Below are 20,382 nucleotides of genomic sequence, written 5' to 3' on the forward strand. Positions count from 1 at the left end.
GGGTGCCGTGGAGCGCGCCTCGTCGCGGGGTTTTCCAGGTTTGCCCCCGGGCGCGGCAGGTGATGATCCTCCTTGCGTCCGGTCGGCCCCCTGCCGGTCTCCCCCGAAGCAAGGAACGCGGTGTTTCACCGACGCCTGGAGGAGGCCTCGTGATCATCAGGGAAGTCGCCGACGGTATCAGTCTCATCTCGCATGCCCACGTCAACTGCTATCTGGTGGAGGACGACGACGGGGTGACGCTCGTGGACGCGGGTCTGCCGAGCATGTGGTCCATGGTGCTGGCGGCCCTGGGCCGGCGGGGGCGGCGCACGGACGAGGTCCGGGCGCTGGTCCTGACCCACGGTCATTTCGACCACGTGGGGTTCGCCGTGCGTGCGCGCCGGGAGTGGGGTGTGCCTGTGCTGGTCCATCCGGGTGACGAGCGCCTGGCGGCCCACCCCTACCGGTACACACCTCAGCGCAACCGCCTCCTGTACCCCCTCTCCCATCCCCGGTCGCTGCCGGTGCTGGGCCGGATGGCCGCGGCCGGGGCGCTGGGGGTGAAGGGGGTGGAGGACACCGAGTCGCTGGAGGCCGGCAGCACCCTGGCGGTTCCCGGCCGACCCGTGGTCGTGCACACGCCGGGGCACACCGACGGGCACTGCATCCTGCACCTGCCCGAGCGGGGCGCGGTCATCAGCGGCGATGCCCTGGTCACCCTCGATCCCTACACCGGACGGCCGGGGCCGCAGATCGTGGCCTCGGCGGCGACCAAGGACACCCGGCAGTCGCTGGCGTCCCTGGACGCCGTGGCGGCCACCGGGGCCGGCACGGTGCTGCCCGGACACGGGGACCCTTGGACAGGGGGCGCCCAGGCAGCGGTGGAGCAGGCGCTCCGGGTGGGAGAGCACTGAGGGATTGTCGTGGTGCTCCGGTAGCGTCTGCTCGCCGTCGACGCGACAGGAGCCCGTATGAATCCTCAGAACGACATCCGTGTCCGGCTTCCCGCGGGGGGTGTGGCACTCTCCGAGGAGGGCGGGGCCGCCCTGTGGGTCAGCGACGGTCCTGTCGGTGCCGGGTTGTGGGAGCGGCTGCGCGTCGAGCATCCCGTGTCGGGGTGGTGGCCGCTGCTGCTGGAGGCGCTGGACGAGGCCTCCGGTGAGATCCGCCCCTGGGAGTCGGGGGAGTTGTGCCCGGAGGAGACGGGCTCCCCCGATGTGCACGATGCGGCCGAGCTGCTGGAGTCCTGGTGGCGGGAGTACACCGCTGTCGACGGCGGCCAGGACCCTCTCGGCGGGGAGCTGCGCGCGGCCGTCACCGCTCCTTACGGCCTGGAGTGGCCGGGCCCGGCTCCGGCCGGGCGGCCGGGTGCGGACCCGGAGGAGGCCGCCGACCGGTGCGCCGCTGCCCTGGTGTCCGGTCGGCGGGGGCTGCGCCTGGGACTGGTGCGCGCGGTCTCCGGTGCCCGGGCTCCGGCTGCCGTGGGTTGGCAGGGCCCGGCGAACTACATCGAGGACGCGGCGGAGGTGTCCGCGGTCCTGGCCTCCTGGGAGGAGCGCTTCGGGGTGCGGGTGGTGGGGATGGGGTTCGACACCCTGGAACTGAGCGTGGGGGCGCCGCCGGCCACGAAGGAGGAGGCCCTGCGTGTGGCGGCCGAGCATTTCGCGTTGTGTCCCGACAGTGTCTGGCAGGTCCGCGGCGGGCGTCCTCTGGAGCGCTACGGCGAGAGCCTGGTCGGTGCGGAGCGCTGGAGCCTGTGGTGGGACTGAGTGCGCGGGGGCGATGGCGGGAGGCCGGCTGCCCCACCTGGGCTTACTCGTCAGTAACATAGGAGGTTATGAGCTCTGACCCCACCGCCGAGGCCTTTCAATTCGACCGCGACACCCGTGTGGAGAAGCTGGCCGACGGCGAGTTCGCAGCCGTCCTCACCGACGCCTGGACCACCTTCACCTCCCACCCCAACGGGGGCTACGTCCTGGCCACCGCACTCAACGCGCTGCGCCAGGGCCTGAGCCTGCCCGACCCCCTGGCGGTGTCGGCGTTCTTCCTGCGCCCGGCCGCGCCCGGCGAGGCCACCGCCCGCACCGAGGTGGTGCGCGAAGGGCGGCGCACCTCCACCGGGCAGGTCGTCCTGGAACAGGGCGGCAAGGAGATCGTCCGCGCCACCGCCACCTACGGCGACCTGTCCCCCGACCCGTCCGCGCGGGTGCTGACCCTGGACGGGCCTCCGCGCCTGCCCGCGCCCCAGGACTGCCCGGTACCGCCCGAGTTCGACAACCCGCAGGGGTTGGGCATCGCCCGCAGCGTCGAGTACCGCTACCCCGAGAGACCCGGCTGGCTGGACGGGCGTAAGGACGGGCGTCCCCACGCCGAGTTCTGGATGCGCTTCTCCGACGGTCGCGCCCCCGATGTGCACGCCCTGCCCGCGATGGTCGACTTCGCTCCCCCGGCGGTGCTGGAGATCGGCGAGTTCTCCACCGTCACGGTGGAGCTGAGCGTCCACGTGCGCGCCAGGCCCGCCCCGGGATGGGTGGCCTGCCGGGTCTTCACCAAGCACGTCTCGGGCGGCCTGCACGAGGAGGACATGGAGATCTGGGACAGCACCGGGACCCTGGTGGCCCAGTGCCGCCAGCTCGCCATGCTGCTGTAGGTGCATGACGGAGAGGGGCCGCCGCGGGGCGGCCCCTCTCCGTTTCTCACACCGCGGCCTCGGCGCGCATCACGGCGCGGAAGTGGGTGGTCAGGCGGTGGTCCTGCTCCAAGACGTGGAAGGCCACGCCCGGGGGCTGGTCGCGGTTGACCGCGGGTTCACCCTCCCAGGGCATGCGCAGCGTCCACGTCACGCCGGGGGCCAGCAGCAGCGGCCTTCCCGCGAACGTGGTCGCGCCGCCGGTGTGCGCGTGGCCGACCAGGATGCCGGCCACCCTGGGGTGGGCGTGCAGGAGCCCGGCCAGGTCGTCGGCGTTGGCCAGGCGTATGGAGTCGGGCAGGGGGTGGTGGACCCGCACCGGCGGGTGGTGGAAGGCCAGCAGCGCGGGGGTGTCCCCCTCCAGGCCGCTCAGTGTCTCGTTGATCCACACCAGCGTGGCGGGCTCCAGGAGCCCGCCGTCGTGGCCCGGGACGGCGGAGTCGCAGGTCAGCACGGCCGCGCCGGGCAGGTGGTGAAGGCGGTTGAGGGGCTGGTCCGAGGGCTCGTGCCCCGGCAGTACCCGGCGCAGTGCGGCCCGGTCGTCGTGGTTTCCGGGGCAGACCATGACGGGGAAGGGCAGGTCCAGCAGGCGTGCGGCCTCCTCGTACTCGGACGGGGCGGCGGTGTCGGCGATGTCCCCGGTGACCAGCAGGGCGTCGGGGGCCTGGGGCAGGTCGCGCAGGTAGTCCACCGTCCGGGCGGCGCGCTCGGTGGCGCGGTCGCTCCCGTCCAGATGCAGGTCGCTGATGTGTGCGAGCAGAACCGTCATGGCCGTCCTTCCGCGGGTTTCCCCCGAAGTTCTAACGGATAACTTAGTCTTAAGCGTTAGAGACGCTAGCCCGTGGAGAGGACACGGGGCAAGCGGGGTCGACGGACGGGGAGCCATGGAACGCCATCTGGCACTGGAACTGGCCGACACGATCCACCGCGGCGACGCCGCGGGAGTGACCGACGAGCTGAGCACTCCCGAGTCGACCGCCCGGTGGCTGGACACCGTGGGCGGTCCCCTGCCCGCGGCGGGGCGGGTCGACGAGGCGCTGCACGCCCAGGTCGTGGTGCTGCGCGGGGCGGTGCGCTCCCTGCTGGCGCGCGCGGCGGGGCCGGCCGACCCCGCCGGGGGCGCCGCTGCCCCCGATCCGCAGGAGGCCCTGTCACTGCTGAACGCGGCCTCGGCCCGCGAGCCGGTGGTACCGCGGCTGCGCTGGACCGAGGGGGACGTGCCCACGGTGGAGATGGCCCCGGCCGAGGGCTGTGCGGACACGGTCGCGGCCCTGGCCCGCTCGGCGATGGCGTTCCTGGACAGCCCCGATCGCGAACGGCTGCGTTCCTGCTCGGCTCCCGGCTGCCTGCGCTACTTCGTGCAGGCCCACGGCCGCCAGCAGTGGTGCGCCACCGCCTGCGGCAACCGGGCCCGCGCCGCACGCCACTACCGCCGCCACGCCGGGGCGCGCGCCTGAGGCGGACACACCGGACACCGACCCGGTGCGTCCCCTGCCGTGTCCTCACCGCCCACGGGCGCACCGCCGGGAAGCACTGCGCGTCGGCGCACCGTGCCGGGGACGCTCAGGCAGGTGCGGGGGCGCGGCGGCGCAACAGGCCGTGGGAGGGCGAGAAGAGGTAGGCCAGGGCGAAGGCGGCGGCCTGGGCCAGGACGATCGACCCGCCGGTGGACACGTCGAGGTGGAAGCTGGCCAGCACCCCGGTCACCGCCGCGGCCACCGCGACCGCCACCGAGATCAGCAGCATCCGCTCGAAGCGGTCGGTGAGCAGGTAGGCGGTGGCACCCGGGACGACGACCATGGCCACCACCAGGATGATCCCCACCGCCTGCAGGGCCACCACCACGGTCACCGACAGCAGCCCGAGCAGGAGGGTCTCCAGCAGGCGCGGGCTGATACCGAGGGAATGTGCGTGGACGGGGTCGAAGGCGTACAGGGTCAGGTCGCGGTGCTTGTACCAGACCGCGGCCAGCACCACTCCGGCCAGGATCAGCACCTGCCAGATGTCGGAGTCGGAGACTCCCAGCACGTTGCCGAACAGGATGTGGCCCAGATCGGTCTGGCTGGGCACCCGCGAGATCATCACCAGCCCCAGGGCGAACATGGCGGTGAAGACCACGCCGATGACCGCGTCCTCCTTGACCCGGGAGGTGCGGTTGACCGCGCCGATCAGGGCCACCGATCCGGCACCGAAGACCAGCGCCCCCAGTGCGAAGGGCAGTCCGAACATGTAGGAGAGCACGACCCCGGGCAGGACGGCGTGGGAGACGGCGTCGCCCATGAGGGACCAGCCCACGAGGGTCATCCAGCACGAGAGCACCGCACACACCGCGCCGGCCACGACCGAGACCAGCAGTGCGCGCTGCACGAACTCGAACTGCAGCGGCTGGGCGAACCACTGGGCGAGACCGGTCAGGACGTCCATGTCGCCTCCTCCTCGGGGTGGACCCCGAACGCCTCCATGAGCACCTGGGGCCGCAGGACCTGTTCGGGGGTGCCGCGGGCCAGGACGCGGCGCTGCAGCAGCAGGGCCTCGTCGCACAGGTGCGGCACCTGGGCCAGGTCGTGGGTGGACACCAGCAGGGTGTGTCCCTCCCCGCGCAGTTGCAGGAGCAGTTCGGTGACGGTGGCCTCCGAGCGCTTGTCGACACCGGCGAAGGGTTCGTCCAGCAGCAGCACGGCGCTCTCCTGGGCGATGGCGCGGGCGATGAAGGCGCGTTTGCGCTGGCCGCCCGAGAGCGCGCCGATCTGGCGGTCGGCCAGGTCGGTCAGGCGGGTGCGCTCCAGGGCGCGGCCGACCGCCTCGCGGTCGGCGGCGCGGGGACGCCGGCGAGGGCCCATGCGCCCGTAGCGGCCCATCATCACCACATCGCGCACGCGTACGGGGAAGGCCCAGTCGACCTGTTCGGACTGGGGGACGTAGCCGATCAGCCCCTCTTTGCGAGCGGCGGCTCCGGTACGGCCCAGGATGCGAACGGTGCCGTCGGCGGGTACCAGCCCCAGCAAGGTCTTGAACAGGGTGGACTTTCCCGAGCCGTTGGTGCCCAGCAGGCCGCAGACCCGGCCGGGGGCGACGGTCAGGGACACCTCGTCCAGGGCCAGGACGTCACCGTAGCGGACGGTGGCTCCCTCGACCTCGATGGCGGCGCTCATCGGCGCTCTCCCTTCAGCCCGGTGACGATGGCGCGCGCGTCGTGGCGCAGCAGGTCGAGGTAGGTGGGGACGGGCCCGTCGGCCTCGGACAGGGAGTCGACGTAGAGGGTCTGCCCCATGCGCGCGCCGCTCTCGCGGGCGACCGAGCGCTGGGTGCCGTCGTCGACGGTGCTCTCGCAGAAGACCGCGGGCACCTGGTTGTCACGCACGTACTCGGTGACGGCGGCGATGCGGCCGGGGGTGGGTTCGCTCTCGGCGTTGACCGGCCACAGGTACATCTCGGTCAGGCCGGCGTCGCGGGCCAGGTAGGAGAAGGCACCCTCGCAGGTCACCAGGGCGCGTGCGTGCTCGGGGACCTGGGCGAGTTCGCTGTCGAGGTAGTCGCCGACCTCGCCGATCTGTTCCTTGTAGTCCCGGGCCGCGGCGGCGTACTGTTCCTTGCCTGCGGGGTCGAGATCGGTGAGGGCGTCGCGAATGTTGTCGACGTAGACCAAGGCGTTGTCGGGGGACATCCAGGCGTGGGGGTTGGGTTCGCCCTCGTGGCCGCCCGAGGAGACGGGGATGGTCTCCACGCCCCGTGTGAGGGTGGCGGTGGGGGCGTCCACGCGCTCGGTGAACTGGGCGAACCAGGCCTCCAGACCGAGCCCGTTCTCCAGGACCAGGTCGGCCTCCAGGCCGCGCACGAGGTCGTCGGGGGTGGGCTCGTAACCGTGGATCTCCGCTCCGGGCCGGGTGAGGGAGGCGACCTCGACGCGGTCGGCGGCGACGTTGTCGACCATGTCGGCCAGGACGGTGAAGGTGGTCAGGACCAGCGGGCGGCCGTCGTCGGCGGGTGCCGCGGGCGCTGAGCAGGCGGTCAGCGCCAGGGCCACGGCGGCGGCCGACACCGCGGACCAGAGGTGTGAGGGTGACCCAGCTTCTGAGTTGGCCATGCCTAACTTTTACCACGGGAACGGCAAATCACACATGAAGGGCCGTCCTGGTGCGGCCCCGAACGTGTGAAGCGGTCGCCCGATACCTCTTCGTCGGAGCGCCTCCGCCTCGACCCGAGTCCGGCGACGGCCCTGCCCGTCTCCCTTGCGCGCGAACTCTTCCCGACCGCCCTCAGCAGCGGGTTTCCGGCGTCGGATCCTTCCGCTCTGGTGCGGGCGAGAGGTTTGCCGTAGTCTGGAAAGCGCTTTCACAGGAAAGGTGGGAACCATCCATGGGTGATCACGTGCTGGGCGTGGCCATGAACGGCGTCACGGGACGCATGGGATACCGGCAGCATCTGACCCGATCGGTCCTGGCCATCCGCGACGCCGGCGGCCTCGAACTGGCCGACGGCTCCCGCGTCGTCCCCAGGCCGGTGCTCGTCGGGCGCTCCGAGCGCAAGCTCCGCGAGATCGCGGAGCGCCACGACATCGAGGACTGGTCGACCGACCTGGACTCGGTACTCTCCGACCCCTCGGTCTCGATCTACTTCGACGCCCAGATCACGCACGCACGCGAGGCCGCCGTGCGCTCGGCCATCGCCGCGGGCAAGCACGTCTACGTGGAAAAGCCCACCGCCGCCACCCTCGACGCCTCCCTGGAGCTGGCCGAGCTCGCCCGCCGGGCGGGCCTGTGCAACGGCGTGGTCCAGGACAAGCTCTTCCTCCCCGGCCTGCTCAAGCTGCGCCGCCTGGTGGAGAGCGGCTTCTTCGGGCGCGTGCTGTCGGTGCGCGGCGAGTTCGGCTATTGGGTCTTCGAGGGCGACTGGCAGGACGGCCAGCGCCCCAGCTGGAACTACCGCGCCGAGGAGGGCGGCGGCATCGTCCTGGACATGTTCCCCCACTGGCACTACGTGCTCGAGCACCTCTTCGGCCCGGTCCGCTCGGTCACTGCCCGAACCGCCACCCACATCCCCACCCGCTGGGACGAGAACGGCGAACCCTACGAGGCCACCGCCGACGACGCCGCCTACGGCATCTTCGAACTCGAAGGAGGTGTCGTCGCCCAGATCAACTCCTCCTGGAGTGTGCGGGTGGACCGCGACGAGCTCGTGGAATTCCAGGTCGACGGCACGCACGGCAGCGCGGTGGCGGGACTGCGCTCCTGCCGCGTCCAGCACCGCTCGACCACCCCCAAGGCGGTGTGGGACCCCGACAAGGCCGACCCCGGACGCTACCGCGCCCAGTGGGAGGAGGTGCCCGACAACGCCGACTTCCCCAACGGCTTCCGCGCCCAGTGGGAGCTGTTCCTGCGCCACGTGGTTCAGGGCACCCCCTTCCCCCACGACCTGCTCTCGGGCGCACGCGGACTGCAGATGGCCGAGGCCGGCCTGCTCTCGGCCGCCACCGGGCGCACCGTCGAACTGAAGGAGGTGGCCCTGTGACCACCCTGAACCTGCCCTCCCCCGGGGGCACGGTGGAGGCGTACACACTCACGGGAACGGCTGCCGACACTTCTCCCCTGCCCCCCGCACGCTCGCGCCGCGCCTACGCCGCCGCCCACGTGGTGGCCGACCCCCTGGCCCCCAACGCCCCCGGGGCGCCCGCGCGCCTGGACTGGGAGCAGACCCTGGCCTTCCGCCACCACCTGTGGGACCAGGGGCTGGGCGTGGCCGAGGCCATGGACACCGCCCAGCGCGGCATGGGGCTGGACTGGGCCGCCACGGCCGAGCTGATCAGGCGCACGGGGGCCGAGGCCGCTTCCCGCGGAGCCGCACTCGTCTGCGGGGCCGGCACCGACCAGCTGGACCCTTCCCACGCCGATCTGGAAAGCGTTGTCACAGCGTACGGTGAACAGCTGGACACCGTCGCCGCGGCCGGGGCCACCCCCGTCGTCATGGCCTCACGCGCCCTGGCCGCCCTCGCCCAGGGGCCCGACGACTACGCCCAGGTCTACGGCAAGGTCCTCGCCCGCGCCGAGCGGCCCGTGATCCTGCACTGGCTGGGCGACGCCTTCGACCCGGCCCTGGCCGGGTACTGGGGGCGGGACGACCCGGCCGAGGCGGTGGAGCCGGTGGCCGCGCTCATCGCCGAGCACGCAGACCGGGTGGAGGGCATCAAGGTCTCCCTCCTGGACGCCGGACTGGAGGTGCGGCTGCGCCGCCTGCTGCCCGAAGGGGTGCGCCTGTACACCGGCGACGACTTCCACTACCCCGAGCTGGTCCTGGGCGACGGGCAGGGCCACTCCGACGCGCTGCTGGGTGTGCTCGCCGCCATCGCCCCGGTGGCCGCCCGGGCCCTGCACGCCCTGGACGAGGACGATGCCGACCGCTACCGCGCGCTGATGGAGCCCACCGTCCCCCTGGCCCGGCACCTGTTCGGCGCGCCCACCTTCTACTACAAAACCGGGATCGCGTTCCTGTCCTGGCTCAACGGGCACCAGAAGGGCTTCCACATGGTGGGCGGTCTGCACAGCGCGCGCGACCTGCCCCACCTGGCACAGGCCCTGCGCCTGGCCGACGCGGCCGGCGCCCTGACCGACCCCGATCTGGCCGCCTCCCGCATGCGCGCCCTCCTCCAGGTCTCGGGGGTGGACCAGTGACCACCTCCCTCGTGCCCACCCCGGTGGACGTGCCCTGCGGTCTGGCCGCCGCCGTGCCCACTCCCCCACCCGGTGACGAGCGCCTGGCCCGGCTGTCGCTCAACCAGGCCACCGTCAAGCCGCGCAGCCTGGTCCAGGCCGTCGACAGCGTCCTGCGGGCGGGCCTGCCCTCCATCGGCCTGTGGCGTGAGCACGTGGCCGAGACCGGGCTCGAACGCGCCGCCCGGCTCGTGCGGAGCTCGGGGCTGCGCGTGTCCTCCTACTGCCGGGGGGGCTTCCTCACCGGCCGCGACACACGGGCAGCCCTGGACGACAACCGCAGGGCCCTGGACGAGGCCGCCGCCCTGGGCGCGCCGGTCCTGGTCATGGTCCTGGGGGGGTTGCCGGAGGGCGACCGCGACCTGGACGGGGCGCGCGAGCGCGCCTTCGGTGCCCTGGAGGAGCTGGTGCCCCACGCCGCGGCCGTCGGGGTGCGCCTGGGGTTGGAGCCGCTGCATCCGCTCTTCTGCGCCGACCGCGCGGTGCTGTCGACCCTGGGCCAGGCGCTGGACGTGGCCGAGCGCTTCGAGGCCGAGCACGTGGGTGTGGTCGTCGACACCTACCACGTGTGGTGGGATCCCCAGGTCCGCGAGCAGATCGCGCGGGCCGGGCGGGGCGGGCGCATCACCTCCTTCCAGGTCTGCGACTGGGTGCTGCCGCTGCCCTCCGACGCCCTGCTGGGCAGGGGAATGCCCGGAGACGGCTGCATCGACCTGCGTGCACTGCGCCGTGCCGTGGACGGTGCGGGGTACACCGGCGACATCGAGGTGGAGGTCTTCAACGCCGAGGTGTGGGCCGCTGACCCCGACGACGTGGTCGCCACCATGGCGCGGCGCCACGTCCAACACGTTCTGGAGAGGGGGTGAGCATGCGCGTCACCGAGGTGTCGGCCCGGGCCTTCCGCCTGCCGCTGCACCGGGCCTGGGACGGCGGTGTGGACCGCAACGATCTGGTCGTGGTACGGGTGGCCACCGACGAGGGCCTGGTCGGTACGGGCTTCTCGTGGACACCCCTGATCGGGGCGCGGGCCGTGGCCGCACTGATCGCCGACGACCTGCGCCCGGCCCTGCTGGGACGCCGGGCCGATCCGAGCCTGTGGGACGAGTTGCGCTGGCACCTGAGAGAGGCCGGTACGAGCGGCCTGACACTCATGGCGCTGGCGGGGGTCGACATCGCCTTGTGGGACCTGGTGGCGCGCCGTGCGGGCCTTCCCCTGGTGGAGCTGCTGGGCCGGCGGCGGGAGGAGGCCGAATGCTACGGCAGCGGTGTCAACCTCGACTACCCGCTGCCCGACCTCCTGGAGCAGGTGGCGGGGTGGGTGGCGGCCGGGCACCGGGCCGTGAAGGTCAAGGTGGGTTCGCCCGCGGTGGCGCGCGACGCCGAGCGGGTGGAGGCGGTGCGCGACCTCGTGGGGGCCGACCGGCTGCTGATGGTGGACGCCAACCAGCGCTGGGACGTGCCCGGTGCGGTGCGCGCCCTGGCCGTGCTGGAGGAGTTCGACCCGTACTTCGTGGAAGAGCCCCTGCCGGCCGGCGACCTGGGTGCCCACGTGCGGCTGCGCGCCAGGACGCGGGTTCCCTTCGCGGTCGGGGAGAACCTGCGCACGGTCGAGGAGTTCGAGCGCTTCATCGACGAGGGGGTGTGCGACGTCGCCCAGCCCAATGTGGTGCGGGTGGGCGGTATCACGCCGTTCATGCGCATCGCGGAGTCGGCGGCACGCAGGAGTGTGCCGGTGGCCCCGCATCTGCTGCCCGAGCTGTCGGGGCAGTTGGCGCTGTGCCTGCCGCGGGTGGGGATGGTCGAGGACATCGACCGTGCCTCGCTGGCCGCGCTGGGGGCTTTGGCCGTCCCCAGCGGGGTGCGTCTGGAGCGGGGCCGCGTCAGCGCCGACACCGGTCCGGGCCACGGTCTGGTGTTCTCGGGCGGGCTCGCCCCTGTCCCCTAGCACGTGAGGGGCGGGCGGAAGGGGTGCGGCGCCCCCCGCCGGTGTCAGCCGGCGGGGGGCGCCGTGCTCTCCCGGACCACGACCTGGCCGCGGACGGTGACCACGCGCGGCGGGTCCGCGGGGTCCTCGGCCAGCGCGAGCCGTGCGGCCTGCTCTCCCATCTCCTCCAGGGGCAGGCGCACGGTGGTCAGGGCAGGGGTGAGGTCGCGCAGGGTGGGGATGTCGTCGAAGCCGGCGACCGACAGGTCGGTGGGGACGCGTTTGCCCATGTCGCGCAGGGCGGCCATGGCTCCGGTGGCCATGACGTCGTTGACGGCGAACAGGCAGGTGGCGTCGGTGCCCAGGGTCATGAGGCGGCGGGTGGACTCGTAGCCGCCGTCGCGGGTGAAGGCGCCGTGGATGACGTTGTGGTGGGCCAGCTCGATCCCGGCGGCGGACAGGGCCGAGTGGAAGCCGTCCATGCGTTCGCGTGCGGTCCGCAGGTCGCTGGGGCCGGCCAGGATGGCGAAGCGGCGGTGTCCCTGGGCGATGAGGTGGCGGGCCAGGTCGGCGGCGCCGGCGTGGTTGTCGGGGCTGACGGTGTCGGCGGGCAGGCCCGGTTGGGAGACGCAGGCCACGCGGCCGCCCTGTGCGCGGAAGGCCTCGATCTCCTGGGCCAGGCGGCGGTTGCTCTCCTCGTCGGTGGAGCGCGAGCCGGCCAGGACCACGGCGCGGGCGCGGTGGGAGCGCAGGGCGGCCAGGATCTGCCCTTCCTGATGTGCGGAGCGGTGGGTGGTGCCCAGCACCAGGACCAGGCCGTGCTCCTCGGTGCAGCGGGTCACGCCGGCGGCAATGGAGGAGAAGTAGGGGTCGGCGATGTCGTGGACGAGCAGTCCGACCAGGGAGCTGGTGTTGCGGGCCAGGGTCTGGGCGGAGGCGTTGGCGAGGTAGCCGAGTTCACGGGCGCTGGCGTTGACCTTCTCGCGGAGTTTCTGGCTCACCTGGCGGGTGCTGCCGTTGATGACGCGCGACGCTGTGGCCAGGGAGACCCCGGCGTGCTCGGCGACCTGTTCCAGCGTCACGTTCGTGCTCACCACACCCCTGGCCCTTCTGGTCCCCCGCGCCGGGAAAACTCTTTCCTTGCCAGGGTAGTGGAACGCGGGGGCGGTGCGGGGGTCGCTGTTCACGGGGTTCGCAGCTGCTCTCTCCAGGTACGGCGGGGGCGCCAGCCCAGCGTGGTGTGTGCGCGCTCGGAGGAGAAGACCGCGCTGCCGTCGGCCAGGGCGGCGGCAGCCTCGGCGGCGGCCGGGTGGAAGCGCGCCATGAGTTCGTCCACGGGGCCGGGCGCCAGGGGGTCGGGGGCGACGGCGTTGAACACCTGACCGCTCTCGATGCGGTCGGGGTTCTCCGCGGCCAGGGCGAACAGTTCGGCGGCGTCGCGTGCGTCGATGTAGTTGAACAGCGAGGTGGCGGCCAGGGCGGGGTCGGCCAGTCGCTGGGCCATGGTGTGTCCCTGCTGGGTGGGTGCGCCCTCCCACTCCTGGGGGGCCACCACGTACCCGGGGCGTACGCACGAGAGCACGCACCCGGGAGCGGTGCGTGCCAGGGCGCGCACGGTGTCCTCGATGATCGTCTTGCTCAGGCCGTAGGCGTGCCAGGGGGCGACCGGGTGGTCCTCGTCCAGGGGCAGGTAGAGGGGTTTCCAGGAGGGGGTGTTGTAGCCGTAGACGGTGGGGCTGGAGGCGGCCACCGCCGAGCGGGCCCCGTGTTCGATCGCGGCGGACAGGACGGCCCAGGCCAGGCCGGTGTTGACCTGGAGGGTCTCCACGTCGGGGCGGGCGAAGGGGACCGCGATCCCGGCCAGGTGGACCACGGCCTCGGGGGCGGCGCGATCGAAGGTCTGCCGGAGCTGCCGGGGGTCCAGGAGGTCGGCGACGACGCCGTCCACACCGGCGGGCTGGTGGGCGGGGGCGGTGTCGGCGGAGGTCACGTGGTGTCCGCGTTCGGCGAGGACGGCGGTGACGCTGCGGCCCAGGCGTCCGGAGCCTCCGGTGACGAGCACTCTCATGGGTGTGTTGCGCGCTCTCTCTTCGTGGGGTGGTCGGGGGCGGGTCGCGCGTGCTCGGTGTTGCCGCGCGGCGGGGTGCGGCAGCGGGTGTCCGCCGCACACACCCTAGGGAAGGGCCGCGGTGGCGGCGGCCAGGTGGCGGGGGTCGGGGTGTCCGTCGCTGATCGCCGTGCGCAGGCTTCTTCGCAGAGCGCCGCCTTGGGGCAGGGGCAGGCGGGTGTCCCAGGCCAGGGCCGGCCCGAGGCCGGGGTATTCGCGGGCGCGCAGGAACCACGGGTCGGTGTGGTCCCCGGGCTGGGTGAAGAGCAGGGTCCAGGGGGCGCCCGAGGTGGTGTGTCCGGCCAGGGACAGCCAGGGGGCTCGGGACCCGTGGAGGGCCTCTTCGCCCTCCAGGCCGTCGGGTCCGGTGACGGCGGGGGGCCGCTCGCCGAGGGGCGCGCGCCAGAACAGCCCGCCGTATCCGGCGCCGGGGCGGCCGTTGGTGGCGGGACTGCCGATGCTCAGGTCCTGTCCGCAGGTGTTGTACAGCACGGTGTGCAGGTCCAGGACCCAGGTGTGTTCGTCCAAACCTGTGGCGCGGACGGTGCGTTCCTCGCGCAGGAGTTCGCGACCGTGCGGGTCGGTCCACGACAGCAGCTGCACGGACCGGTTCGCGGAGCGTTCCAGCCAGGTGCGGTGCTGTTGGCGGCCGTGGTTGTCCAGCAGGACCGAGCCCCGGTCGGGGGTGAAGGTGCGCCCGCCCCAGAAGTTGGTTCCCGATACGTCGGGGACGGCCATGCCCACTCCGAGGTGGTGGCGGTGGTCGTCGGGCAGTTCCTCGGTGACCGCGGTGCCGGCCGGGGTGAGCACGGGGTGCAGGTAGGGGCGCGGTGACAGGAGGGGGTCGATATCGGCGCCGTCGCGGTGGAGGGCCACGACCGTGCCGTCGAGGGTGAGGTTCACGCGGTCTCCTTGGTTGCGCGGAGAGGCCGGGCCCAGGGGGCGCCCAGTTCGGAGAACAGGGACAGGGACTCGGCGCCGGTGCGGACGAGGTCGGTGATGCCGTGGACGGTGCGGTGGGTGGCGCCGTCCTGTTGCCACACGTGCTGGTGCTCGGCGGGGATGGGCAGGGGGTCGGGGGCGGTGCGCACGGCTTCCAGCACGTGCATGAAGCCGCGGGTGGCGGCGGGTGGGACGAGCAGGGGGGTGCCGGTGCGCAGGTGGTCGAGGAGGTTCTCCATCAGTGAGGTGCGCGGGTGGCGGGTGGTGCGGGGGGCGCGGCCGGGGCGGTGGAGGGTGACCAGATCCAGGGTGTAGTCCAGCTCGATGCGTCCGCGGCTGCCGTGCACGACCAGCCGAGGAGGTGTGTTCTCGGGGGCGCACAGGGTCACGGCGATGGTCGCGGTGAGGCCGTCGGCGGTGTGCAGGCGCAGGCTGGAGGTGTCGTCGCTCTCGATGGGGTGGGCGCGGTACAGCTCCAGCTCGATGCGGGCGGGGGGCCGGTGGGCGGTTCCGGTCAGTGCCAGGGCGGTGGCCACGGCGTGCGCGAAGGGGTTGGTGAGGGCGCCGTCCACGACGTCACGGCCGTCCAGGCGGCGTCGTCCGGCCCAGGCGGCGCGGTCGTAGTAGGCGGAGGTGCGTTTCCAGGTGCCGGAGCCTCCGATACCGCGCACGGAGCCGATCTCGCCGTGGTCGAGGAGGTCGCGCACGGCCTGTACGGCCTCGGAGCCCAGGCTCTGGAAGCCGACCTGGCAGGCCAGGCCGGAGTCCGTGACGGCTGCGTCGAGCAGGTCGAGCTCGGCCAGGGTGGCGGTGGTGGGTTTTTCCAGCAGCAGGTGGGAGCCGTGTGCCAGGGCGGTGCGGGCCAGCGGCAGGTGGGTGTGGATGGGGGTGGCCAGGACGGTGACGCGCGCGCCGGTCCGGTCCAGCGCCCGGCCCAGGTCGGAGAAGAAGGGGACGCTGCCGTGGCCCTCCAGGTCGTCGCCCGGCGGGAGGGGGCGGGTGTCGCACACGCCCGCCAGGCGTACCAGGCCGCGCCGGGCCAGGGGCAGCAGTGAGCGCAGGTGGGAGCGGCCGTGGCCGTGCACGCCCGCCAGGAGCACGGGGACGGGGCCGGACTCCAGGGGGGCGGGCGTCATCGTGCGCCCTCGGCGAGCAGGTCGGCGACCCGCACGGGGGCGCCGGTGGACATGGAGGCGTTGGCGGCCAGGCCGGTGAGCAAGGCGTTGCCGCCGTCGGCGTGGTCGGGGCGGATGCCGTCGTCGGTGCGGCCCAGGAGAGAGTCGAGCATGGCGGCGTCGCCGCCGCCGTGGCCTCCTTCGCCCACGGACACCGGGATCTCCTCGGGTTCCCGCCAGTGCCGGCGCAGCAGGAGCCGGGCCCGGGTGTTCTCCTTGGGGGCCGGCATGCCCCGTACGGGGTGGGTCTCGTCGCGGCCCGGGGTGGTGTGGGAGAACTCGGTCATGTCCAGTTCCAGGCGTCCGCGGCTGCCGGTGAGGGCGAGCCGGTAGCCCTCCCAGGGGGCGTAGGCCGTCAGGTGGTAGGTGAGGCGGGCCCCGGTGTCGTACTTGACCAGTACGGACATGTCGTCCTCGATGGTGATGCCGGGGCCGAAGACGTTGAGGTCGCGGCGGTAGCCGTCCTCGTGCTCGGCATCCAGGTAGAGAGAGGTGAGGTCGGGGCTGTCGCTCATGTGCAGGGCGAAGGGGTCGTCCTGGGCCCCGGGTGAGCCGTGTCCGCGTTCGTAGTCGGCGGCCAGACCGTGGCGGCGGCCGTTGGCGTCGCCGTAGAAGAACAGGTCGCCCCAGGCGAAGACCTCGACGGGGCGGGCGCCGATCCACCAGTTGACGAGGTCGAAGTGGTGGCCGGCCTTGTGGACGAGCAGACCGCCGGACTGGGTCTTGTCGCGGTGCCAGCGGCGGAAGTAGTCGGCTCCGTGGCGCAGGTCGAGCAGCCACTCGAAGTGGACCGAGGCGATCTCTCCGATGGCGCCCGAGGCGACGAGGTCGCGCAGGCGCAGGTGGACGGGGTTGTAGCGGTAGTTGAAGCCGACGGTGACACGGCCGCCGGTGCGGGCCTGGGCGCGGTTGATGCGGTGCAGGCCCTCCAGGTCGGCGGTCAGGGGTTTCTCCGTGATGGCGTCGACGCCGGCTTCCAGGGCGGCCACGACGTAGTCGGCGTGGGTGCGGTCGATCGTGCAGACGATGACCTCGTCGACGTGTTCCTCCGCGAGCATGCGGGTGAAGGCGTCGGCGGGGTAGGTGGGGACGGGGTCGAGCCCGGCTTCGGTGACGATGCGGTTGTGGGCGGCCATGCGGGTGGAGTTGGTGTCGCACAGGGCGACGAGCCGGCCCAGGTGGCGGTGGGTGCCGGTCAGGGCCCGGGTGTACATGCGGGCGCGGGAGCCCGTGCCGACGATCGCGTACCTACGTGGAGTGGTGTGGTTCACGCCAGCATGGTAAACGCTTTCCCGGCGATGGCACAACGGCCCCTCGGATCCCGGCGGAGGAGAGGGCGACTGGGGCGGACCGTGGTGGCGCAGATGCGCAGAGCTGTCCTTTGCGAGGATGCTCCCGGTTTTCTCGCCGGAAACGGCCTCCTGCGAAGGTAACGATCTGGGGGGTGGATTCCGGTTCGGGGGAAATCCGTCGTTGACACCCCTGGAGGCCGGTGCTAGAAACGGAGAATCTTACTGCATGGATAGCGCTTACCAGGCCTCTACGTGCGGTTTTCGCTCGTGTTCTCCGCCACAGCCCTTGTGCTGCGGCCTCTTTCGCCCCCGACCGGATTGGTGGTCCCATCGTGAGATCCCGGTACCTGCGCGCCTTCGCGGCGCGCGGCGGCACCGCCGAGAGGCGGTGAGCCTTGGTGGCACTCCTTCAGCGAAGGCCCAGGACGGACCCCGCACCCTCCCCTGCTCCCCCTGCCGGGCGCGCCGGCACAGGCGGCAGAGGGCGGGTCCGGCGGGAGAACCTGGCTGCCTACGGCTTCCTGGCCCCGTGGTTCGTGGGACTGGTGTTCATCACGGCCGGGCCGTTGCTGGCCTCCCTCTACTTCTCCTTCACCGACTACAGCCTCATCGGCGACCACGAGGTGGTCGGGCTGGCCAACTACGAGCGCATGCTCACCGACACGCGCCTGCACAGCGCCCTGAAGGTCACCTTCGTCTACGTGTTCGTCTCCGTGCCCCTCCAGCTCGCCCTGGCGCTGGCGCTGGCGCTGGTCCTGGACCGGGGCGTGCGGGGCCTGGCGCTGTACCGGTCGGTGTACTACCTGCCCTCCCTGCTGGGCGGCAGCGTGGCCGTGGCCATCCTGTGGCGCCAGGTCTTCGGCGCCGAGGGGCTGATCAACCAGGTCCTCGGGTTCTTCGGGATCCAGGGCGAGGGATGGGTCTCCCATCCCGACTACGCGCTGGGCACCCTCATCGTGCTCAACGTGTGGACCTTCGGGGCACCCATGGTCATCTTCCTGGCCGGGCTGCGGCAGATCCCCGCGATGTACCACGAGGCCGCCGCGGTGGACGGGGCCGGCCCGGTGCGCCGGTTCTGGCACATCACGGTCCCCATGCTCACCCCCATCATCTTCTTCAACCTGGTACTGCAGATCATCAACGCCTTCCAGACCTTCACTCAGGCGTTCATCGTCAGCGGCGGTACCGGCGGCCCCTCCGACTCCACGCTGTTCTACACCCTCTACCTGTACCAACGCGGCTTCGGCGCGTTCGACATGGGCTACGCCTCGGCGATGGCCTGGCTGCTCCTGATGATCATCGGTGGGTTCACCGCGGTGAACTTCCTGGCCTCCAAGTTCTGGGTCTTCTATGGCGACTGAAACGACCTTCCGCGGCCCGCGCACGCGCAGCGAGCGCTCCCGCCGCCTGCTGATCCACCTGGGCCTGATCGCGTTCGGGCTGGTGATGCTCTATCCGCTGCTGTGGATGCTCTCCAGCTCGTTCAAGCCCACCGCGGAGATCTTCCGCGAGCCCGGCCTCGTTCCCCAGAACTTCACCCCGGGCAACTACACCGAGGGCTGGACCGCACTGCAGCACCCCTTCCACCACTACCTGCTTAACTCGGCGGTCGTCGTGGCGGGTTCGATCATCGGCAACCTCGTCGGCTGCTCGATGGCGGCCTACGCCTTCGCCCGGCTGGAGTTCCGCGGCAAGAGGCTGTTCTTCGCGGTCATGCTCGCCACGATCATGCTGCCGATCCACGTGGTGATCGTGCCGCAGTACATCCTCTTCGCAGAGCTGGGGTGGATCAACACCTTCTACCCGCTGATCGTGCCCAAGCTGCTGGCCACGGACGGCTTCTTCATCTTCCTGATGGTGCAGTTCATCCGGGGGCTGCCCAAGGACCTGGACGAGGCGGCGCGCATCGACGGATGCGGACACGTGCGCATCTTCTGCCGGATCATCCTGCCCCTGTCCATGCCGGCCCTGGCCACCACCGCGATCTTCACCTTCATCTGGACCTGGAACGACTTCTTCAGCCAGCTGATCTTCCTCACCAGCCCGGACATGTACACGGTCCCGGTCGCCCTGCGCACCTTCGTCGACTCCAGCTCCCAGACCTCCTGGGGTCCGCTGTTCGCGATGTCGGTCGTGGCGCTGGGCCCCGTGTTCGGTTTCTTCCTGGCGGGACAGCGATACCTCGTCAAGGGGATCGCCACCACCGGCATCAAATAAGAAGGGAAATCCCCCCATGAACAGCCCTGTCAGCCCAAGGCGGCCCTCGGGGCCGCGCCGCGGCCCCCTCCTGCCCCTGGTCGCGGTCTCCGCCGCCCTCGCCCTGGCCGCCACCGCCTGCGGCGGGGGCTCGGACTCCGAGGACGGGGTCGTGGAGCTGCGCTACTCCTGGTGGGGGGCGGACGACCGCCACTCCACCCTGCAGCAGGTCATCGACATCTTCGAGGCCCAGAACCCGGACATCCAGGTGGTGGCCGACTACACCGACTGGGGCTCCTACTGGGACCGGCTGGCCACCAGCACCGCGGCCGGCGACGCCCCCGACATCATGATGCAGGAGGAACGCTACCTGCGTGAGTACGGCGATCGGGGAGCGCTGGCCGACCTGCAGGAGTTCGAGGGCGTGCTGGACCTGTCCAAGGTCGACCCGCTCGTGGCCGAGAGCGGCAACCTGGACGGGCAGACCTTCGGCATCGCCAGCGGTGTCAACGCCTACACGGTCCTGGCCGACCCCGAGGCGTTCGAGGCCGCCGGGGTGGAGATGCCCGACGACTCCACCTGGACCTGGGACGACTACGCCGAGATCGCGGCGCAGATCACCGAGGCCAGCGACGGGGAGATCGTCGGCGCCCAGAGCATGGCCTACAACGAGACCGGCTTCCAGATCTTCGCGCGCCAGCACGGCGAGAACCTCTACAACGAGGACGGGACGCTGGGCTTCTCCGAGGAGACGCTGACCGAGTGGTTCACGATCACCCAGGACCTGCTGGAGAGCGGCGGCCAGCCCGGAGCCTCCCAGAGCGTGGAGATCGAGGCCGGAGGGCCCGACCAGTCGGTCCTCTCGACCAACCAGGGGGCCATGGCGCACTTCTGGACCAACCAGCTGGGTGGCATCACCGAGTCCTCGGGACGTGAGATCGAGCTGCTGCGCTACCCCGGTGAGACCGAGCACGAGCGCACCGGGATGTTCTTCAAGCCCGCGATGTTCTACTCCGTCTCGGCCGAGTCCGAGCACCCGGAGGAGGCGGCGCGCTTCGTCGACTTCATGCTCAACAGCAACGAGGCGGCCGAGCTGATCCTGTCCGACCTGGGCCTGCCGGCCAACATCGACGTGCGCGCCCAGATCCTGAGTTCGCTGCCGCCGGCGGACGAGCGCAGCGCTGTGTTCCTGTCCGAGATCGAAGGGGACATCGTCGACGGCAACCCGCCTCCGCCCATCGGAGCGGGCCAGGTCGTGGAGATCACCAAGCGGGTGACCGACGAGCTGTCCTTCGGCAACCTCACGCCCCAGGAGGCCGCGCAGCAGTTCATGAGCGAGGTCGAGGCAGCCACCGGCGACGCCTGACACGGAGG

The 20,382-nt window shown here is 72.0% G+C and carries 20 protein-coding genes; 11 read left to right on the plus strand and 9 right to left on the minus strand.

What is annotated here, in order from left to right:
• Window positions 1-149: 149 nt before the first annotated feature.
• The 3 genes from FHS13_RS09290 to FHS13_RS09300 all read left to right on the plus strand — a co-directional run bounded on the left by FHS13_RS09290 (window position 150) and on the right by FHS13_RS09300 (window position 2,629).
• A complete protein-coding gene (locus tag FHS13_RS09290) occupies window positions 150-893 on the plus strand; it encodes an MBL fold metallo-hydrolase (RefSeq protein WP_184290486.1) in 744 nt (247 codons plus the stop codon).
• Between the two features lie 57 nt (window positions 894-950).
• Window positions 951-1,748, plus strand: coding sequence for a DUF4253 domain-containing protein (locus tag FHS13_RS09295; RefSeq protein WP_184290488.1), 798 nt, complete (start codon window positions 951-953; stop codon window positions 1,746-1,748).
• A gap of 68 nt (window positions 1,749-1,816) precedes the next feature.
• Window positions 1,817-2,629 (plus strand): thioesterase family protein, encoded by an 813-nt coding sequence (locus tag FHS13_RS09300; RefSeq protein WP_184290490.1) that lies wholly within the window; start codon window positions 1,817-1,819, stop codon window positions 2,627-2,629.
• Window positions 2,630-2,675: 46 nt separating this feature from the next.
• On the opposite strand, the gene FHS13_RS09305 is transcribed toward FHS13_RS09300, so the two are convergent.
• Window positions 2,676-3,437 carry a metallophosphoesterase gene (locus tag FHS13_RS09305; protein WP_184290492.1) on the minus strand — a complete coding sequence of 254 codons (762 nt, stop codon included), beginning with the start codon at window positions 3,435-3,437 and terminating at the stop codon, window positions 2,676-2,678.
• 115 nt (window positions 3,438-3,552) lie between these two features.
• Here FHS13_RS09305 and FHS13_RS09310 point away from each other — a divergent pair, with 115 nt between their 5' ends.
• On the plus strand, window positions 3,553-4,125 hold the full coding sequence (locus FHS13_RS09310) for a CGNR zinc finger domain-containing protein (RefSeq protein WP_184290494.1): 573 nt from the start codon (window positions 3,553-3,555) through the stop codon (window positions 4,123-4,125).
• A 106-nt stretch (window positions 4,126-4,231) separates the two neighbouring features.
• Here the strand turns inward: FHS13_RS09310 and FHS13_RS09315 are convergent, their stop codons facing one another.
• The 3 genes from FHS13_RS09315 to FHS13_RS09325 are packed head-to-tail and all read right to left on the minus strand — an operon-like array spanning window position 4,232 to window position 6,752.
• Window positions 4,232-5,092, minus strand: a complete 861-nt coding sequence (locus FHS13_RS09315; RefSeq protein WP_184290496.1) for a metal ABC transporter permease — start codon at window positions 5,090-5,092, stop codon at window positions 4,232-4,234.
• A complete protein-coding gene (locus tag FHS13_RS09320; RefSeq protein ID WP_184290498.1) occupies window positions 5,080-5,820 on the minus strand; it encodes a metal ABC transporter ATP-binding protein in 741 nt (246 codons plus the stop codon). Before FHS13_RS09320 ends, FHS13_RS09315 begins: the two co-directional genes overlap by 13 nt.
• Window positions 5,817-6,752 carry a metal ABC transporter substrate-binding protein gene (locus tag FHS13_RS09325; RefSeq protein ID WP_184290500.1) on the minus strand — a complete coding sequence of 312 codons (936 nt, stop codon included), beginning with the start codon at window positions 6,750-6,752 and terminating at the stop codon, window positions 5,817-5,819. The genes FHS13_RS09320 and FHS13_RS09325 overlap by 4 nt, the downstream gene beginning before the upstream one ends.
• A gap of 272 nt (window positions 6,753-7,024) precedes the next feature.
• Between FHS13_RS09325 and FHS13_RS09330 the strand changes: the two genes are divergently transcribed.
• The 4 genes from FHS13_RS09330 to FHS13_RS09345 are packed head-to-tail and all read left to right on the plus strand — an operon-like array spanning window position 7,025 to window position 11,317.
• Window positions 7,025-8,176 (plus strand): Gfo/Idh/MocA family protein, encoded by a 1,152-nt coding sequence (locus FHS13_RS09330; RefSeq protein WP_184290502.1) that lies wholly within the window; start codon window positions 7,025-7,027, stop codon window positions 8,174-8,176.
• A complete protein-coding gene (locus FHS13_RS09335; protein WP_184290504.1) occupies window positions 8,173-9,333 on the plus strand; it encodes a DUF993 family protein in 1,161 nt (386 codons plus the stop codon). Before FHS13_RS09330 ends, FHS13_RS09335 begins: the two co-directional genes overlap by 4 nt.
• Complete coding sequence (locus tag FHS13_RS09340; RefSeq protein WP_343064966.1) at window positions 9,330-10,238, plus strand: sugar phosphate isomerase/epimerase family protein; 909 nt, start codon at window positions 9,330-9,332, stop codon at window positions 10,236-10,238. Before FHS13_RS09335 ends, FHS13_RS09340 begins: the two co-directional genes overlap by 4 nt.
• Before the next feature lie 2 nt (window positions 10,239-10,240).
• The gene (locus FHS13_RS09345; protein WP_184290506.1) at window positions 10,241-11,317 is read left to right on the plus strand and encodes a mandelate racemase/muconate lactonizing enzyme family protein; all 1,077 of its coding nucleotides are present in this window, start codon (window positions 10,241-10,243) and stop codon (window positions 11,315-11,317) included.
• A gap of 44 nt (window positions 11,318-11,361) precedes the next feature.
• On the opposite strand, the gene FHS13_RS09350 is transcribed toward FHS13_RS09345, so the two are convergent.
• The 5 genes from FHS13_RS09350 to FHS13_RS09370 all read right to left on the minus strand — a co-directional run bounded on the left by FHS13_RS09350 (window position 11,362) and on the right by FHS13_RS09370 (window position 16,791).
• Entirely contained in the window at window positions 11,362-12,393 is a 1,032-nt protein-coding gene (locus tag FHS13_RS09350) for a substrate-binding domain-containing protein (RefSeq protein ID WP_184290508.1), read from the minus strand.
• 86 nt (window positions 12,394-12,479) lie between these two features.
• The gene (locus tag FHS13_RS09355; protein WP_184290510.1) at window positions 12,480-13,364 is read right to left on the minus strand and encodes an NAD-dependent epimerase/dehydratase family protein; all 885 of its coding nucleotides are present in this window, start codon (window positions 13,362-13,364) and stop codon (window positions 12,480-12,482) included.
• Between the two features lie 105 nt (window positions 13,365-13,469).
• Entirely contained in the window at window positions 13,470-14,306 is an 837-nt protein-coding gene (locus tag FHS13_RS09360; RefSeq protein ID WP_184290511.1) for a DUF6807 family protein, read from the minus strand.
• Window positions 14,303-15,481: a Gfo/Idh/MocA family protein gene (locus FHS13_RS09365; RefSeq protein ID WP_184290513.1), complete on the minus strand. Its 1,179-nt coding sequence runs from the start codon at window positions 15,479-15,481 to the stop codon at window positions 14,303-14,305. The genes FHS13_RS09360 and FHS13_RS09365 overlap by 4 nt, the downstream gene beginning before the upstream one ends.
• Window positions 15,478-16,791: a Gfo/Idh/MocA family oxidoreductase gene (locus tag FHS13_RS09370; RefSeq protein ID WP_184290515.1), complete on the minus strand. Its 1,314-nt coding sequence runs from the start codon at window positions 16,789-16,791 to the stop codon at window positions 15,478-15,480. The genes FHS13_RS09365 and FHS13_RS09370 overlap by 4 nt, the downstream gene beginning before the upstream one ends.
• Before the next feature lie 416 nt (window positions 16,792-17,207).
• On the opposite strand from FHS13_RS09370, the gene FHS13_RS09375 reads away from it, so the two are divergent.
• The 3 genes from FHS13_RS09375 to FHS13_RS09385 are packed head-to-tail and all read left to right on the plus strand — an operon-like array spanning window position 17,208 to window position 20,374.
• Window positions 17,208-18,173: a carbohydrate ABC transporter permease gene (locus FHS13_RS09375; RefSeq protein ID WP_184290517.1), complete on the plus strand. Its 966-nt coding sequence runs from the start codon at window positions 17,208-17,210 to the stop codon at window positions 18,171-18,173.
• Window positions 18,163-19,029, plus strand: coding sequence for a carbohydrate ABC transporter permease (locus FHS13_RS09380; RefSeq protein ID WP_184290519.1), 867 nt, complete (start codon window positions 18,163-18,165; stop codon window positions 19,027-19,029). The genes FHS13_RS09375 and FHS13_RS09380 overlap by 11 nt, the downstream gene beginning before the upstream one ends.
• 16 nt (window positions 19,030-19,045) lie before the next feature.
• Window positions 19,046-20,374, plus strand: a complete 1,329-nt coding sequence (locus FHS13_RS09385) for an ABC transporter substrate-binding protein (protein WP_184290522.1) — start codon at window positions 19,046-19,048, stop codon at window positions 20,372-20,374.
• Window positions 20,375-20,382: the final 8 nt, after the last annotated feature.

The organism is Nocardiopsis algeriensis, assembly GCF_014203695.1.
GTDB lineage: Bacteria > Actinomycetota > Actinomycetes > Streptosporangiales > Streptosporangiaceae > Nocardiopsis > Nocardiopsis algeriensis.